Raw genomic sequence first — 19,892 nt, 5'->3', positions numbered from 1 at the left:
ATGAGAATTTTTATTGTTACAGCCATCACGTTATTATTAACGGTGTCTTTCAATGCGTTGCCTTCAAACAGCATTGATGGAGTTGTGCTTTGGAAAACAAAAGTAATGGTGGAGTCGGGAATTCAAAATGCTTATCTGGAGTGGACTGGTTCTGATGATATACAATGGAGCCATCTTCAATATAGAATAAGTGGGTCTGGATCTTGGAAGAGTGTTAAATTAGGTGTTGGGAAAAGTAAGCAAAAAGTAACCTCATTGAGCCAAGGAAAAAAGTTTGAGTTTAGGTTAAAAGGAATTGGCTTAGCAGGTAAAAAGGTTCATTCGAATAGCGCTTATTGCGCTACTAGCTATATAGTAATCCAGAATGGACAAAGTGTCGAGCAAAAGGTTCACTATGCAAGATTGCCTAAAAATGGCGTGAATTATAATGATAATGTGCACGATAATCAATTGGCATTTAGATATCATAATTCAGAAAGAGATGTTGAGATGTTGCAAGCGTATTTATACAGCGATAAGCATGAGCTGATCTCTGGATTTGTGCTCGGAATGAGATATGGTGAAAATCAATATGTGATGAATCTTGAGGATTATGATATTGATTGGAAGCTTAATAAATTCTATAGTTTGGAAACGATTGATGAGTATAAGCGCAAGGGAATTTTGCATTTCAAGTTGATTGAAAACAAGAATGAAGTTAAAGCCAATATTTCAGCTAATCCGGTTTCGGTAGATTGTGATGTGCCTGCTGGAAACGTAGTGGACTACCTTGGCGAAGTAAAAGGAGGAAACGCTCCTTACCATATCAGCTGGAAAGTTACAGTTGATGCGTTTGGGCAAAATTTGTTGTACAAGCCCGAAGAAGCAATGCTTGATAGCACTGCAGTAGTGCCTCAAATAAGAGTGGAAAAGCCTCTGGGCTATTACGTATCTCTTTGGGTAAGGGATGCTTGCGGAAGTGAAGATGTCCAAATTGCTCATGTAAAATGCGAACAAGGCAAAAAGGATGAAGCCTATATAAATTTTGAGTTGCTGGATAGACCGGATATTAATAAGAATCAATTAAAAAACACGAAATGATGGTTAAAGGAGTAATGAATGTTGTGAATGTGTTGGTATTGATAGCTGTTCTTTGGCTTGCTGCTGACAGGTATCTTTTAAATGATTCCAAAGAAGTCTATGTCATAAGCGGAAAGCTCTATGATGGTTATTTGGCAAAGAAAAAGCTTGAGAAGAAATTTTCTGCTTTGCAAAGTGCCAATAAGCAGACGTTGGATTCTTTGATTGTGGTTACTCAAAGGCATGAAGGAAAGGCTAGAGAGGAAGCGTTGCAATTATATAGAGAGAAGCTTATGGCTGTGCAAGAGGAGGAGGCAATGGTCTCTCAGCAATATGATCAGCAGATATGGACTCAGATTAATGAGTATATTAAAGCTTTTGGCAAAGAGAAAGGGTATGAGTATATCTATGGCGCTAGCGGAAATGGATCAATCATGTATGCTGATGAAAACATGGATATTACAGAAGAGGTGCTGAATTATATGAATGATAAGTATGAGGATAGGTGAATTGATTAGAAATGGACTTTTCATATTGTTGCTTATTGGAATATGTTCATGCAATCGTGGGAAGTTAAGCCAAGAAGACTTGAGCAACTGGGAGAAAGACTTTGATAATGGAATGGTAAGAACAAAGTCGGCTGGAGCTTTCGAGTTTGAGTTGAGGTATTTGCCTTCCGAGAGTTATGATCATTTGGATAGCGCCAAAAGAACCGCTCACTTTAATTTGAGAATTGCTCGAAAAGACGGTGTCGACTTGTTGAAAGGAATGGCTTCCAGCAGAGCGGACTTGCAAAAGCTAGTTTATTATTTCAGCTATGGAATGGAAAGCGATTTAAGTCTGGAAGCGGAAAATAAGGAATATCCTTGCAGAGTTTATCATTTTGAACGCTCTTTTGATTTGAAGCCTTACAGAACGTTCACATTGGCATTTGAGGATAATATTTCGCTAGATAGCGATTTGGTAGTCGAACTTCATTCGTCAGTGCTTGGCACTGGACCTGTTAAGTTCAGATTTGACCGGAAAGAATTGGCTGGCCAGCTCAAGAGTTGATCAGCTTGATAGAAATTAGTAGAAAAAACAGACAAACAATAAATCATCTCAGCAGATGAAAACAAAATTACTTCGCATCACCGCGGCATACTTAGCCATAAGCATGCTGCTTCAATCATTTGGCCCGGGAGTCGCCTTTGCGCTTACCGCTGGGCCTAGCCAGCCCGAAGTTCAGGCATTTGAGCCTGCGGGCACAACGGACATGGTCGATTTATTTTCGGGGGATTTTACGTATAATATCCCTTTGTTTGAGCTTCCCGGACCTAACGGCGGATACCCGTTTAATCTGGCTTATCATGCCGGAGTCGGCATGGATCAAGAAGCCAGTTGGGTAGGGCTTGGTTGGTCTTTGAACCCCGGAGCGATCACGCGACAAATGAGAGGTTTGCCGGATGATTTCAACGGGGAGAATATTACTGAGGAGATTGATATGAAAGAAAACCATACGGCAGGTGTCGGAGGAGGAGTCTCTGCAGAATTATTCGGTGCGGATTGGTTGAAGGGTGGTTTAGGCTTGAGAGTTTATTATAATAATTACAAAGGTGTTGGCTATAGTATAGACCCTAGTTTAGGTTTGTCAAAATCTGTTAATGAAGGCGGGACAGTTGGAATGAGCGCTGATATAAGTTTAAGCTTGGATACTCAAGAAGGTGTGGGAGTTAATGTAGGGGCGACATTAAGCAATGAGAACGGTATGAAGACAACTAAGTTTAATGTTGGCTTGGGGTATAATTCCAATAGCGGGCTAAGTCAAATGTCTTATGGAATAAGCAAAGAGAAAATTTTAGCTGGTGCGACAGCAATAATGGAAAGAAAAAATAAGAAAGAAGGGAAACCAGATACTAAGTATATTTCTGTAACTAATTCAGTTGCCACAAGTTCTACGGCTGTTATTCCTTTAGGGAGTACTGCTCATAGTCCAAAAAACAACTTTCCGATGATTAATAATAATATTTCGGTTGTGGTAAAAGCAGCAGGTGCTTGGTGGGGGTTTTCAGGAGCTGTATATTTTTCAGGTTTTTATACTCGACAAGCTCTTGCGCAAAAAAGAATTTCTCGAAAGGGTTATGGCTATTTGCATATGGAAAATGCAGGAAATAAGGATATGATGGATTTTAATAGAGAAAAAGATGCAACTATATATCCTGAAACTATTAATCTAGCCATTCCTTCTTCGACATATGATGTGTTTTCAGTTTCAGGTCAAGGGTACTCGGCGATATATAGAGCAAAGCGAAAGAGTGTTGGGATTGTTGGTGATCCTAGTGTGATCTCTGAGACATTGGGAGGTTCAATAGGAATGGATCTGGCTCCACTTTTAGCTAAGGTTGGTTCGAACGCAGCCGTTAATACTGGGGAGAATTATACTGGAAGCTACAAGAATAAAGATGGAATAGACAATAGGTATCGTTTCAAAGGAAATGAATTGAATAGTCTGACTGAGGAAGTGTACTTCGGTGTGCATGGTGAACAGCATGTTAGCCCTTCGGCCAATTATCAAAGCATGGGAGGTGATGATGCGGTGATGTTGGCAGAAACAAGAAACTTTAAGCATGGTAAGTTAAATAGCAATTATCAGCCTTCTTATTCTAATGAAAGGCAACAAAGATCGCAAATCGTTCAATCATTTACTAATAAGCAAATTAAGGATGGAAGTAAAGTGTATCACAATTTGCTAAAAATAAATGAATTGAATAGATCCCATAGTCATTACAAAGATGATCATATTGCTGGATTTATTGCGACTAAGCCTGACGGATTGCGATATGTATATGCATTACCTGCTTACAATAAAGAAGAGGTACAACACTTATATACTATTAATGGTGATAATCCGCCATACCTAGATAGATCAAAGGATGATAGAGTGAGAGTTGGTGAAGGAAGTAAAAAGTATACAAATAAGTATAAAAGCAAGAAGACCATGCCGGGATACGCTCATTCATATTTGTTGACCTCTATTGTTGGTCCTGATTATGTCGATTTGAAAAATGATGGAGTAACTCCGGATGATTTAGGTTATTGGGTGAAGTTTACTTATGATAAGAAAGCTGAAGATTATGTTTGGAAATCGCCATTTGTTGGGGCGGGTTATGAAAAAGGAAATTTATCAGATGTTGGAGATGATATGGTCAGTTATGTGCAAGGAAAGAAAGAAGTATGGTATCTTTCCAGAGCTGAAACAAAGTCCCATATTGCAGATTTTGTAATGAGCACAAGAGAAGATGGAAAGAGCGCTAGATATGATTTTAATGGAGGAAGCATATCTTCAAATTCTAGTATGTCTAAATTGGATTTTGTGAAACTTTATGCAAGGGGAAATTCAGGCTATAGTATCAAAAAAATAAATTTCGATTACGATTATAAATTATGCCCAGGCACTGAGAACAGTATAGCAACGGGCAAAGGGAAGCTTACATTAAGAAAAGTTAAGTTTCAGTATGGAAACAGCTATAGAGGTTTGTCAAACCCTTATGTTTTTAGTTATTACAATGAAAGTGCGGGGTATAAATATCAAGGAAATGACCGTTGGGGGAATTACAAAACGGCTTCTGATCCCGATTTTCCTTATGTAGATCAATACTTAACGAAGGAAGAGTTGGATCATGACGCTTCTACTTGGAATCTGTCAAATATTCAAACCCCAAGCGGGTCAAAAATAAATATTTCTTATGAAGCAGACTCATATGCATATGTACAGCATTTGCCTGCAATGCAGATGATGAAATTATGTGGAAGCAATGGAGGAAGCAATATATCTTTTGAAGGAAATCATGACAATCCATATGTTTACTTTAAAGCCAATAAGAGTGTGGAAAATCTTGAAGATGCTAGAAAGTATCTGGATTTGAAACGAAATCAATTGTATTTCAAAGCTAAAATGTACATGAGGACTTCAAGTGAAAATGGAGCGGTAGATTGGGTAAGTGGATATGTGGACTTAGATACTGATCGCTTGAATGATGCTAATAATGGGTTGCGAATCATGTCTAATAATGTTGTGAGAGTACCAGTGAAAAGCGAAGTGGCAAATGGTGTAAAGTTTCACCCTATATCATTGAGGACTTTGCAGCATTTGAGATTGAATAATCCTGCTTTAGCGTCTGCGATGGGAAAAATGAAGGAAGCGGGCAATGATGGCGAAGCGGCAAAAAGAGTGGCTAGTTTAGTGTCATACTTAGTTACTATCAAGGATATGATTGTAGGCTTTTACAAATCCCATAAAAATGAATGGGCTGTAAATGTAGCGGATGGCGATAAAGCTTGGGTGAGAATGAAAAATCCTGATGGCGAAAAGTTTGGGGGTGGTCATAGAGTGAAACAAATAACGCTTTATGATGGATGGGGTAATCCTCAGAATAGTCAAGAGCAGAGTGTTTATGGTCAAATTTATGAATATACTACTGAAAATGAAAACTCGGAAATAATCAGTAGCGGTGTGGCCTCCAATGAGCCTCAAATTGGAGCAGATGAGAATCCTTTAAGATATGGCAAGAGCTTTAGCAGGCAGTTTAAGTTGAAGTCCGATGATCAATTATTTTTTGAGTATCCGATCAATGAGACTCACTTTCCTGGACCAAGTGTAGGGTATAGCAAGGTGACTGTAAAGAGTTTAGCAAGTGCGGCTCGAGAAAAATTAAAGTTTGAAGGCGATGATTATTTTCCTACGGATATTTCATTTGGCACAACTGGCAAGGTCGTGAATGAATTTTACACGTCTAGAGACTTCCCATTCATGACAGATGAAACTCCTCGCAAAAGGAAAAAGCGTACTTTGCCAATTCTTATACCATTGTTAGGAAACGTGAATAGATCGCACTTGCATATGAGTCAAGGGTATTCTATTGTTCAAAATGATATGCATGGAAAACCTAAGGGGATGGCTTATTTTAGACAAAATGTTGACGGTACTTATCATGAAGATGCATATAGTTATAATAGACACCTTTATCACAGCAGATCTAAAACTTATGATGGAGAAAATGTAAATGAACTTGTGAATTATATGGTCAAGGATTCTGAAGCTGAACATGATAACATTTATAAAGTTTCAGTTGATGGCCAAGGTCAATATCAGGATTCCAATTGGATATTAGGACAGGATGAGGACTATGTGCTTGATATGAGAGAATCTAGCCAAAAAACTTTAAGCGCAGGGGCACACTTGAATGTAGATTTTTTAATTGTGCCGATATTGGGTACAATACCTGTGCCGCCTACGTGGCCAGATGTGTCTAAGATGGATATGGTATTAAAAACGATTGTCAGCAATAAGGTTATCCATAAGACAGCGATATTGGATAAAGTTGAAACATATAATGAAGGCTCGTTGATTGTTACTGAAAATTATAGATGGGACGGCTTGACCGGAGGAGTAATAATGACTGTAGTTAATAACAATTATGAAGACCCTATTTACGCTTATACAATTCCAGCTTATTGGCATTATGAGGGTATGGGGGCTGCGTATAAGAATATTGATTTTACTTTTGAAGGTAGTTTGCAAGATATCAGCGAGTCTGATTTGTTATTGTTGAACTCTTCTTATACAGAACATTTATATGAAGGTGACGAGCTAATGGCTTATGCACCTAGATCAGTTGAAGACCCAGAGCAGGGCTTTAAGCCAATAGGAAGGCTCATATATGTAAATGAAAATAGATTAGTTGGCATTGATAATATTGAAGCGCAGGAAGGACTGATTTTTAGAGTGGTTAGGTCTGGGTATCGAAATCAATTAAGTCAAAGCGCAGGAAGCGTAACAGCCTTGAATGATGAGGTATATAAGCAAAAAGCCAATAGCGCTCATTATAGCAAATCTATTTTGGTACCTAAAACATCAAACTAGTCATGAAAAAAACTTTAGCATTTGTAATTCTACTGATGTCCATAAGTAAAATTGCTTTAGGACAACAATATTCTGCTGAGGAATATGAAGTTCTTTCAAATTATATGAAGGAAATAAAAGAGGCTAGACAAAGAAATTCTTCAAGACAAAAAGCTCAAAATAATACTTTTATAGGCTGTGAGGGTAAGGTATTGGATAAGTCAATGCTTTATATGAACTGGGTATTGTATGAGAATGACTTAGTGAATTTTCAAAATGAAAACATTTCAGTAAATACAGGGTATAATAATTCTTTTACGTCAGGGATTATTTCTAATGCAAGTATTTCTGATGAAAATGGACAGTTGTTGTTTTATATTGATGGGTTACGGGTTTATGACAATAATCATAATATTATAACTGAGGATATTGGAGGTAGTTCTTTTTCATCCCAAGGAGTTACTTGTATACCTGTGCCAAATTGTAAAAATGCTTATTTTGTAATTACAATCACGGATTGTTTATTTGGTGATGGAGATATAGATAATTTTGGAGATAAATATCTTACAGTTACTAAATTGATGAGAAATACTCAAGGCAATTTTGTAGTTGATACTTCTTATGGAACTGGAGGGCAAGTGAGAAGAGGGGCAAGGAATGGAGGCTTTAGTTATGGTGAAAGGGTTGGTATAGTTATGCATGCTAATAGTGAAGATTATTGGGTGGTAGTAAGAAATCAAGCTAATAATGATTACCATTCATATTTAATAACTCAAAATGGGATAGCAGATGCACCAATTATATCAGCCGGTGTAGGGGATTATATTACTATAACTAGTACTAGTGGTGTGGGTACTGAGTCTCGAGATATGATTGGAACAATTAAGTTCTCACCAAATAGTCAGTGGATGATATCTGTGTTTGGAATAAATTATACTTCCAGTAGTAGTCCAAACTCAAAAGTAAGGTTGTATCCATTTGATAATGAAACAGGAAGGTTAGGTATTGGTGGTGATGTTGCTTCAAGAGGTAGATATTATGGCGCTTCTTTTTCTCCGAATTCAGAATATATATATTTTACAGATGTGGAAAATGGTGTGTTTTGGAATAACGTTAATTCATTAAGTAATCCTTCTTTTAGCCTCAATTTACGTAGCGACTTAAGTAATAATAATTCAGGTAATAGTTATGTGAGCCATAATTTCTATGATTTGCAACTTGGAGTTAATAATAGAATCTATGGTTCTAATAAAAATCATGTAATGTATGAAATTTCAGATCCGGATAACCCAACAACCACTTCTTTTGATTATGAAGACGGAGTAGGGTTTAGAGGATTGCCGAATTTTGCTGTACAGGGTTTTGACTGTAACCAACATGAGGATTTAAAATTGTCAATAACAGCTTATGATGTATTTAAAGGCTGCAAGCAAATGCATGAGTTTGAAATAGAGGGAGTTAGAGATGATTATGAATTTAATGAATCATGCTCGTGGAATATAGTGAAAAATACAGCGCCATCAGGACCTGAGTCATCGGAAGGAGAGAATGGACCTCCGCCAACTAGATGCGACCTAAGAGTAGAGTATTTGCAAGAAGGAGATTATACTGTAACAGTTACATTTCAAATATATAATTCATTAGGCTGTATGGAAGAACAAACTATTACAGAGCAATTACATGTCGAATTTTCAGAGCCTCCGATAGTGAATACTGTGTCAAGCTTAGTGACAGGAGAGATGCCATGTTCAAAAACATATGAGTTTAGTTATGCTATTCCAAGTGGATATATATTAAGTAATAGGCCATATTCGGAGGCATGGAATTACGGAGATGGAAGTACTTCATCAATAGTATCAGCTACAAGCAGTCATACATATAATAGACAGGATCAGTTTTTAATAACAGCTAAAGCCGATTTAGTCGAGTCAAAAACAGGATGTCCGTATACGATTACTCCGTCTACTACAATTAATGTCAAATTTAGCGATGATGAACTTTTTGAAAATAAATTGATAAGCTTAAGCACTCCTGTAGATGAAGATGTGTTGCAAGCCTCGGCGAGCGAGTATACTGACTTTTGGCCTATGCTACAGGGGGATATCAGCCAGTTTGAGAAGAATGCATGGCTTACAGGGCAACAAGGAGTATGGAGACATCAATCTTCTTGGGCTTACCAAGAAGATAGAGAGCAAGACAGCCCATATTTGAAATCGTCAGAAGACGGCGTTTTTAATTTTGAACGCTTTCAGTGGAATCATACCATGCCTGAAATAAATCCTCACTGGAAAAAAGCTTCGACTACCACTCGTTATAATGGCGAAGGGTATATGATAGAGAACCAAGATATATTAGGCATACACAGCAGTTCTGTTTATGGTTATTATGGCCAACTGCCGGTAGCTGTTGCTCAAAATGCTAAACAAGATGAAATCGCTTTTACTAGTTTTGAAGAATCTAACCAGTATAATTCTACATTCGGAATCAATACAGGATATAGCGCGGAAGGCAACTTTGATATTGATTTGGACGGAAAGTTTAGAATTAGAGGGTATAAGGTGCCTATAGGAAAATCTCTTGATGCGATGGTGAAGTCAGAAGTCTCAGATTTGGATGACCCTGATATGCGTTATTTTTTGGTTGGAAGAAAGTTTGAAAACTATTACAAGAGGCGCTTTTCATATTTCTGGGGGTGGACTGATTTGGGATGCGTTAGGGAAGTGGACTCTTGGAATGATGCGATTTATGTTAATTTTGACAACAACTTTACTGCTAATGATTATTGGTTTGGATGGTTGTTTACATTGAAGGCTATTTCTGGCAATCCAACGGCTAATATTTCTACAACTTATTCGCATACTGGAGACAAAAGCCTTTTGATCAATGCGAATACGACATTGAACTTCAAACAATATACTTTGGATTTGCAGAAAAATGGAGAGTATTTATTTAGCGCTTGGGTGGCTACTAGCCCTGAGGCTGCGCAAACTTCAGCTTCATTGGGCAATGGTATATCTATAGAGGTGAAATTTATAGGAGATGAGAATCAATCTTTTGTCTTTGAGCCTTCTGGTCCAATAGTTGAAGGGTGGCAAAAAGTTGAAGGGTATATAACTGTTCCTGACCAATACAAGAGATTTGAATTGATATTTAGTTCGGGGGCTAAGAATTTATATGTTGATGATATGAGAATGCAACCAAAAGCGAGTGCTATGCTAACTTATGTGTATGATCCTCGAACATACAGATTGCAAGCAGTGCTTGATGATAATAATTTCGCCACTTTCTACTATTATGATGCGGAAGGTATGCTTTACCTGACTAAAGTAGAAACAGTTCGTGGACTAAAGACATTGCAAGAATCCATAAATTTCATACCAACAACTGAATAATATTATGAAACATTTTGTAATGATTATGTTTAATTCTGTGGCTTTGATATTGTTTGCTTTGAATGGTGCTGAAGGACAGGATTTAAAGCAAGATTTACTGAAAATATCATCAGCATACAGAGATGCAGATCTCAATGTCAAGGTTCGTGTTCATATTGAAGACCCTGAAGATCAACCAATGACCGTTAATGCTTCTATATTGAAGTATGGCCAAATGATGTACAGTAATATTTCTGGCATCGAAACTCTTGTTACCAAAGATTTGGTTGTAAGCCATAGCCATTTGTATAAATTGACTAGCTACTATAAGCGAAGCAAGCAAGATGAGTTGGATTTTTCAGACATGTCTATGGTGAATATTGATACAATGTTGGTTGCCTATGATAATATCAGCTATTTGGGCAATAAAGAAGGCAGCAAACATTATAAAGTTCGTCAGAAAGAAGGCATGATCGAATGGATTGAGCTTTATATTGACGATCGAACGGGTTTTTTGAATAGAGTGTATTATACCTATAGAGAGAAAGTGGGAACAGAGACTATAAGTGTGGATATACGGTATGAATATGGAGCCTTGGATGCTCTTGTTAATGACAAAAGGTTGAGTTTGAGTCATTTTATTGTCACTAAAGATGGAAAGCGTGTATCTGCTATGCGAGAGTATCGCTTGAAGCAATTAGAGTCGACAACTCGACAAAGTTTTCAATTACAATAAGAAAAGAAGCTAATATATAATTATAGCCATGAAAACAAGAAATTATATATCTATATTTTTAGGCTTTATGGCCATGCTTTTTATCAGTAGCATGGCTGTAGGCCAGCATCAACCGATTCCCCAAGAGATAAAAGTGACATCGGATGGAAAAGAAGGGGTTGAGCCGCTTAAGGGGCAGATTTCTATTATTGACGATCTGGAACTTAATACGATTTATCCTGTTTTTCAAGATTGCGAACAAGAGGGTCCTTATTTTTTGGGCCCCAAGGTGTATTATGATTGGGGTAATCTGAATACTTACCAAAGTCAATGGACTTTGAGTTTGCAAATTGAAATTCTTGACAATAGTCAAGCAGTTATTTGGAATGGAGAGTTGAAATTAGATGGGAATAAGCAAAAATATCAAGCTCAGACTTTTTTTCAGCTTAAGTCATTTTATTGCCATGAGCATCCGACATTTAGGGTTACATCTATGGAGCTTGAAGGAGAGAGTCCATTGCAACATATTTATCTGGAGTGGCCACTGGCAAAAGATCATAGTCAACCAATGTCCAATGATGCAAATGTAGAAACTCAGTCGTTTTCAGCTCCTCCTGCGCCGACAAGTGTTGGCACCATAAATATTTCTGATCAAGCCAAAGGAGAGATTCAGTTTGTCGTGCCGTTCCTTAAAGATCAAGGAGTATATGAATATGATATAGAATGGGTACATTTTTATGAAGAGTATACTCCATCAAGCCCTTCTACAGCCTTTAAAGCAAAGGAAGGGTTTAGAGCAACGACTAAAAACGAGTTGTTGACGATGAAAAATATTTATCCTAAAGGAAGTCGCTTGTTTTGGAGATATAGAAGTGTGAAATATACAGGTGAGAACAATAAGCATAGAGAAACGAGTGTTTGGACTTATCCTGCGAACAATGGAGTTTATATCAATATTGGAAATGATGAATTAATCTGGCAAGCAAGCTCAGTGTTTGGTGAAGATGGCAAAAATAAGCAGGTGATCAGTTATTATGATCAATCTAGAAAAAAAAGACAAGTAGCGACAAGTTTAAGCACAGAGGGTAAAATTTTAAGGGGAGAGACTTTTTATGACTTTGGTGGTCGAGGAACAGTGACTGTGATGCCGGTACCATCCAGTGGGTCATTGAATTACCAAGCGGATTTCAATGTGTTTGAAAATAGCAACTCCACATCAAAAAGCATCAAATCTAGATATGATAATGGATCGAAAGAAAATGATAGATTATCTACGACATCAGGCGCTTCTCAATATTATAGCCCTATGAATAACAACGATGATGGAAGCATTCATAATGAATATATTCCAGATGCTAAAGGTTTTGCTTATACACAGATGCATTTGATGAATGACGCTACGGGCAGGCCGATGATAAAGTCGGGTGTCGGAGATATTTTTCGGATTGACAATGAGGAAAGGACTACTCGTTTTATTTATGCTAATGCTCAATCTGAGGAACTATACAGATTGTTTGGCTCTAACGTCGGTAAAGCTAAGTTTTATTCTAAAACTGCTGTCGTGGACCCGAATGGTCAAGTTAGTATCAGTTATAACGACCAAGTAGGCAAAGTGGTGGCTACTTCTTTGGCTGGAGATATTCCAAGTCATTTGGATCCATTGGAAAGCGCGGTACAGGCTCAGTATGAAGAGCTTACTGTTGCTTTGGATGCCAAGAATAGGTTGGAAGATAATGAAAAGAATATTTTAGAGTCTATAATCAATGTGGCTCCTAGCACATTGTATGAATTTGATTACGAGCTTTTAGGCAAAGGCGCTTTTGTTGGGCCGTTCAGTTGCAAAGAGTGCGTTTATGATTTGGAAATATATGTGTTGAAGCCGGATGGAAACCGACAAGTGTTCGAGGATGGGAGACAAGAAATAAAAGTGCAAGGGCTTCGAGCTCAGGATTGCCAAGGAGACCTTCAAAGCTTGGGTGATTGGGAATTTTCGTTTATTGCTCAGCAGGTGGGGGAATACATCATTGTCAAAAAGCTAGCAGCCAATAAACCTAGTTATCAGGATATAATTGATATGATTACTACCGATGTTGATTTGAACAGGGATTATGTTAATATCAGAACGAGCATCAATTTGGACAGATCTTATTGCGATGAATGCGAGGGAGCGGATTGCCTTGAAGATGGAGAAACTATCGAGGGTATCGTAGATGAGACTTTTGAAGAGTCTGCTGTTGCAGGATGCACCAATATGCTGCGCAAGTTATGGAGTGAGTATACAAGAGAGCAAGGGCTTGAATACGCTATGGATACTGATGATGGAGATCCTGATACAGATGTGTACCAAGAGAGGTTTGATATACTGTCTGCCAATGGCTATGATGACAGGCTTTGCGAATACACTTTGTGTATGGAAAATTCAGCTTCGACAGCATGGCAAAATAAACTTTCGCTTATACTGGACTGGGGCAGCAGTGTCAATTCTATTGGCGGAGCGATACCAGGCGTGTATTTCGACCTTCAGAATAACTTTTCGACATTGGATCCATTTTTTCAAATCGAAGGCAATGATGCTTATATAGGCATGATGAATGACTTGCTGGCCAAGGCCTTCAAGGTTACTGTGAATGGAGTTGAGTATTCGGCGAGTTTGAATGAGGCTTATGCATATGATGGATCGTTTTTGCCTTCTTCGGATAAGATGTTCTTCAAGATTCAAAATGGTGATATTGTAAAATCCAATCGATCAGATGCCGATGCCTTTCATCTGCTTTACAAGGATCTTGTCGAAAGATACCCTTCTCAGTCAAGTGAAGAATACAAAGCGGAGATTAAGAGGATGAGGTGGACATTGTATAAATCGCAATATGTCGAGGCCAAAAGACAAATCATCAAGCAACAAGCAGAGGATCGATCATGTGACCCTGCCAATAGCACAGCTTCTCAAAGCGATGATTTCACACCGCCGGAAAATATGACGCCGGAGGAAATCGAAGAATGGATAAATAATCTGGCTGATGATGAGACGCTTCCTTGGGGAGACCAAGTGAACTGGGATGGAACAACAGGTACAGTGACTACTCAGACGGACCTGCATAGAGTAACGGAACACAATACGGAAACCATACTGGCAGTGCTTCAAGATAATTGCGAGCCTTTTAGAATCGGCGTATTCAATGAGGATCAAGATGCTCTTGAGGATGCCGAAGTTATCAGCGGGCATGTCAGAAATTATCTAGCCAAGGGAGACAATTTCTTTATGATACTGAAGCTTGAGGATTTTGTAGGTGATCCGGAAAACGGTGTGGAGCCGGATGCTGACCTTTGGGCGATCAATGAGATTTTAGCCAATGATTATGGATGTCCTCTGGCCGATATCATTCATGAAGACGCTGAAGAGTGTATAGAATGGAGAGATTATGAAGGGAATGTAGTTGATGAAAATGAGTCTATAGTTTCAAATGATTTAGAGATTGAAATAAAGAATGAGACAAATGGCTTAGAGTATGAATTTATTGGGAATGATACTAAAACATTGAAATATTTACTAAATAGGTTTAGGTCAAATTGCCTTGTAAATAATAATGATGCTGAGACCTATCCTCGTGGCAAAGTGCATACTACATTTTCGAATTATGATAAAATGTCAGATAACCAGTTAACTGAGAATGAAAAGAGTATTTTGATTAATTTTTTTAATTCGATAGTTGGAGAAAATAATGAATTAAATATTCCAAGTGAAGGGTATTGGGCATTAGATAATTCTTTAAGTGAATGGTATGGTATTGGAATTTCAAGTTCCAATAAAATTGGGATTCAATTATCTATGTTAGTGGATGAAAACTATTCACCAATTAAAATTAATTTAAAGGGAGATTTGTCGTCAATTAAAATATTAGAGGGAATAAGTAATTTAGAATTTTTAAATATATCTCATTCAAATATTACCCAAAATATAGATTTTGTTTTTAATCATAATGGAATAAAGGAGCTAGTTATTTCGAATAATGAAAATGTTAAGGATATGAATTTTATTTCCTTATCATCCTCTTTACCATCTTTGGAAATAGTAAACCTATCAGCAAGTAATATTTCTGAGTTTATTTATCCAAATATTCCATCACTTTATTGGATTGACTTGTCACATAATAATATAAGTAGATTGATTAGTCAGAATAATTATGATGAAAATTTAAATAGTGAGATTAAACTTTTTTTAGATAAAAATAAGATATTGAATCTTGAAATTATAAATGACTTTTTATACGATTTGTATGTTGCAAAAGATTTAGATTTCAATATTTCTTTATCATTAATTAATAATAAAATAAAAAACACAAATGGACTGAATAATCTATTAAGGTCTATTATGAATAGGAATAAGCGATTTCACTTAAATTTAGATTTATCTTACAATGAAATTGAAGAATTTGAATTTTTAGATAATGGAGGTTACACTTATACATTTAAAGATGAACTTCATATAAACTTAAGGGGCAATAGAATCCATAAATTAATTAATTCCTTTGATTTTCATAAAGAGCATGGGGTTTATGCTGATATAGCGTATAATCACTTAACTTTTGAAGACCTTAACGATTATTATTTTTTTAATTATCCATTTAAATCAAATTTACTTCATTATAATGATACTAAATATGATTTTACTCAATATTCTGTTGGGAAATGTGGAGGGATGAAAATAAATGCTAAAGAGCAAGATAATGTAAGGATTTATGCTAATATAGATAATAATCTTACGTTACCAGATGGTTATGTTATTGAATATTCATGGTATAAATTTTTAAATCCAACAGATGAAGTAACCATTGGTAGAAAGAGCAATCTTATACTTTTAAAAAAAGGTGTAGATCCTTTTTTAGATATTAATAGTGTAGATCAAAGTGATGAAGGTGCTTATATCTTTAAAATCAATACAAAAAAAATAGATGCAAGTGGAGGGGCTAGGGCTAATAATGGTTTGGAAGGTCAACGCGGAGATACCGGATACCCTCCTTTGGAATTAACAAGTTATGTGATAAGGTTGTCTGTTTCAGAACAAATTTACTGCACCAAATACAACGACCAGAATTCCACTATACTTTTGATGGGTCTTACGGATGAAGAGATCACCGACCTCAAAGAGAAGAAAAAAGAGCAATGCATCAGGGATTTGGAAGAGGAGGAAGAATACTTGCGTCTGGAAGCTGAAAGAAAGTTTGTGGAAGAAATTGGCGGTCGATTATTCGAAAATTACATTGGCAATTGCATCAAGAATGCCAACGAGGATTTTGACTACACATACAAGCCTAAGGAGTACCATTACACTTTGTACTACTATGACCAAGCGGGCAATCTGGTGCAGACAGTGCCGCCTGCGGGAGTAAATCCTATCACTAATCAGAGTCAAATTAATCAATTGGTGAATGCTGATCGTCCGCAGGACTTGGGGATACACCCAGCTCATGAGTTGAAAACCCGCTATAAATACAATTCGCTAAACCAACTGGTATGGCAAAATAGCCCTGACGGTGGAGAGACAAACTTTATCTATGACAGCAAGAGCATGTTGCGTTTTTCTCAAAATGCTCAGCAGAAAGAAGATAGAAAAGCATCATATTCTAAATATGATCGACTGGGCCGCAAAGTCGAATCGGGAGAAATGTGGATCTCAGGGATGACTTTGGCTGATCTTCAGAGTTACGCTGATGATGTTGACTTCCCTGATGATAGTTATAGTAAATACTATAAGAGAAATACATACTATGATTTGCCGGTAGCTGATTTGCCTGAGTATAGGTCATGGTTTTCAAAGTTTGAACAAGAAAATCTGCGAAACCGTGTGTCTTTGATAGTTTCTACGGAACAAAACTCATTGTTTCATCCAAGGGATTTTAATGTAGGAGCTGCTTATTATAAGTCTTACACAGCTTACAGCTATGATGTGCATGGCAATGTCAAGTCTATAACACAGGATTTTGATTTAGGAAAGCCAAAGCGCACAGATTATAGATATGACTTGATCAGCGGCAATGTCAATTATGTATTCTATCAAGAAGGAGAGTCTGATCAGTTTATCCACATGTATGAGTACGACGCTGACAATCGCCTGACGCAGGTGAGCACTTCTATTGACGGGCATGTATTTAGCACCGAGGCGAAGTATATCTATTATCCGCATGGGCCACTGGCGAGAGTTGTCTTAGGAGATGAAGGCACGCAAGTGCAGGGATTGGATTATTACTATACCTTGCAAGGTTGGATCAAGGGCGTGAATATGCCTAAAGGAAGCGATCCTGGTAATGATGGTGCTACTGACAATACGGCAAAGGATGCATTTGCCTATGAGTTGGGTTATTTCAATGGAGACTATGAGCCGATCGGAGATGTAAGCATAGCCAATCAAGATGGGAATCAATGGTCAGCCTTTCAGTCAACTGCTCGTAATGGATCGAGCAATGGCCTGTACAATGGCAATATCGCTTGGATGGTGACCGATTTGCCGGAAGTAGGCAAAAGGCATGAAAATGACGACAAGTCCGTGCAGATGATGGCTTATCGCTATGATCAGTTGAATAGAATCATTGCTTCAAGCAGTTTGCAGCATACTGGCAATGGACAGTTCAGTAAGCAAAGCAAAGCATATGACACAGAATATAGCTATGACCCGAATGGCAATATCATGACGCTTAACAGATATAATTATCATGGCGTATTGGACAACGAGTTGGTTTACAACTATTATGACGGAACCAATCAGTTGTCAAGTGTCACAAACGGGAAGTATCATGTGACTACTCCTGACTACAACCCACTGGATCATAAGATTTACAATCAGGGAGAGTTGCCGACTCAGACAGATCATGTGGCCAAGATCACTGCTACGGGAAGCAGTTACGCCAATTCGCAAGGAGTATACACCAAGCTTAAAGCTGGAGATTATATTGACTTTGCGCCGGATTTCAATGCCGCCGAAGGCTCTAATTTGGAAGCTTATGTCGAGGCACTGGAAGGCACACCTAAAGGACTGCCTGACCAAGAACATGAAAACTATGTGTATGACAAGATAGGAAATCTAATTGAGGATAAATCCGAGGGGGTTACTATTGATTGGACTGTGCAAGGCAAGGTGAAAGCGATTCGCAAAAGCGATGGGACTAAGCTTCTATTTAATTATGACGCTACAGGGAACAGAGTGTCCAAGACGAAGATAACTTTAAGAAGCCATAAGTATTTACCTTCTGAGGTGCTTCCGGGCATGAATCCTTCTAGGAATTATACAGGAAGTGTTAGAAATGTCTACAGACATGATATGACTCGCTACTATCGTGACGCTTCAGGAAATGTATTGGCTACGGAAACCCAACAATCGAGATATACATGGGAAGCCGAATATTATAACAATGATCGTGGCCCCAGCACTCTGTGGGGACAAGAGGCCTATCAATACCCTGACAGAGAAAGCATCGCTCACACGATTTACGGAGGATCATCCCGACTGGGCGAGTATACCGGCGGCGTGGCATCGGGAACTAAAGAGCTCGGACACAGGCAGTATGAACTTTCCAATCATCTAGGAAATGTGCTTGCGGTAGTCTCGGATAAAATGTCTATATTGGATGGCGAGCGCGAAGCTGAAGTTCTTTCAACGTCTGATTATTATCCTTTTGGTCTGCAAATGATCGGAAGAACCTTCGATAGCGGAGGGTATAGGTATGGGTTTAATGGTAAGGAAAAAGATCAAAATGGCGAGTGGGGAAGCCAGACGAATTACGACTACGGCTTTAGAATTTATAACCCTGTCATAGCCAAGTTTTTGAGTGTTGATCCGCTAACAGCTGATTATCCTTGGTTTAGTCCATATCATTTTGCTGGTAACACGCCAATAATGGCTATAGATATTGATGGTCTCGAAACTCTGGTAACAATTAATAGTGATGATTTTTTAAGAAAGTTAGATCTAGCAATACAAGATGATTTAAATGTTTCTAGAATGTCGGAGTTAGTAGATTTAGCCCTGAAATTCTGTAGACCAGATGATGGATTTTATTCAACTACAATGTATAAAGGTTCTGAATATGCTGCTACAGCTGTTCCTATAAATAACGTTGAAGGTCTATCGGTAGGAGATATTAGAGTTCAGGATAATAATGGGAATCATTTATTTGATGTAAAGTATGAAAAAAATCATGTGATTAAACAAAAAATTAGAGATAATACAGAGGCATTTGGAGAGCTTTTTGTAAAGCCACTTAAGTTTATTGGAACGGTTTTTAACGAATATTTTAACGGAATTTATGAAGAAGGCAATGGGGATGTTGTAAGTGGTGGATTCCATTTATATATGGATGGAGGAACTGGATATACAAAAATGAAAAGTCTTTCTAATGAAGAAAATAAGGATGTTTTTGAATTATTAAATACATTAGGCTATTCTAAAAACATTGGAGGTACTGTTACAAGTTTTGATTTGGCAGGTTTCGTAAATACTAATGCAGTATTAAAACAAGAATATGATGCCACTGTTTCTAAACAACTTATAAATTATGATGTTAATTATGGAGTTAAGTTTGATACTACTTATAGTGGTAAAAGTATGTATCAGACTTCTACAGGTAAAGGTTGGGTTATGTTTTATACATTAGAAGATGGCAAAGTAACGGATAGCGTTTGGAGGTGGAATATACCTCATACACAAACAGCTACTGGTCCTTATCTAAATGAAGAACCAGAGCTCTAAATGCTCTCTCCCTTTAGTTCAAGGTACTCCACCTGACGCAAGTTCGTAAGCCCTCTAGTTCAAATCTGTGACTTGGACTAAGTCTTAGTAGATACACAAAATCCACCCCACCTGGCGCAAGTTTGT

General features: G+C 37.7%; 7 protein-coding genes. All 7 read left to right on the top strand.

Annotated features, from left to right (window positions below):
- Genes AABK36_RS15700 through AABK36_RS15670 form a run of 7 tightly spaced genes read left to right on the top strand, consistent with a single transcriptional unit; the run spans position 1 to position 19,766 of the window.
- Positions 1–1,080, top strand: coding sequence for a hypothetical protein (locus tag AABK36_RS15700; protein ID WP_338390285.1), 1,080 nt, complete (start codon positions 1–3; stop codon positions 1,078–1,080).
- Complete coding sequence (locus AABK36_RS15695; RefSeq protein WP_309940427.1) at positions 1,077–1,568, top strand: OmpH/Skp family outer membrane protein; 492 nt, start codon at positions 1,077–1,079, stop codon at positions 1,566–1,568. The genes AABK36_RS15700 and AABK36_RS15695 overlap by 4 nt, the downstream gene beginning before the upstream one ends.
- Positions 1,555–2,112, top strand: a complete 558-nt coding sequence (locus tag AABK36_RS15690) for a hypothetical protein (RefSeq protein WP_309940428.1) — start codon at positions 1,555–1,557, stop codon at positions 2,110–2,112. The genes AABK36_RS15695 and AABK36_RS15690 overlap by 14 nt, the downstream gene beginning before the upstream one ends.
- A 55-nt stretch (positions 2,113–2,167) precedes the next feature.
- The gene (locus AABK36_RS15685; RefSeq protein WP_309940429.1) at positions 2,168–6,961 is read left to right on the top strand and encodes a hypothetical protein; all 4,794 of its coding nucleotides are present in this window, start codon (positions 2,168–2,170) and stop codon (positions 6,959–6,961) included.
- Positions 6,962–6,963: 2 nt separating this feature from the next.
- Positions 6,964–10,332, top strand: coding sequence for a hypothetical protein (locus AABK36_RS15680; protein WP_309940431.1), 3,369 nt, complete (start codon positions 6,964–6,966; stop codon positions 10,330–10,332).
- Positions 10,333–10,336: 4 nt separating this feature from the next.
- Positions 10,337–11,047 carry a hypothetical protein gene (locus AABK36_RS15675; protein WP_309940433.1) on the top strand — a complete coding sequence of 237 codons (711 nt, stop codon included), beginning with the start codon at positions 10,337–10,339 and terminating at the stop codon, positions 11,045–11,047.
- A gap of 28 nt (positions 11,048–11,075) precedes the next feature.
- Positions 11,076–19,766: an RHS repeat-associated core domain-containing protein gene (locus AABK36_RS15670; protein WP_309940434.1), complete on the top strand. Its 8,691-nt coding sequence runs from the start codon at positions 11,076–11,078 to the stop codon at positions 19,764–19,766.
- Positions 19,767–19,892 lie beyond the last annotated feature (126 nt).

The organism is Aureibacter tunicatorum, from assembly GCF_036492635.1.
GTDB lineage: Bacteria > Bacteroidota > Bacteroidia > Cytophagales > Cyclobacteriaceae > Aureibacter > Aureibacter tunicatorum.
This window is presented reverse-complemented; position numbering and strand designations above follow the sequence as displayed.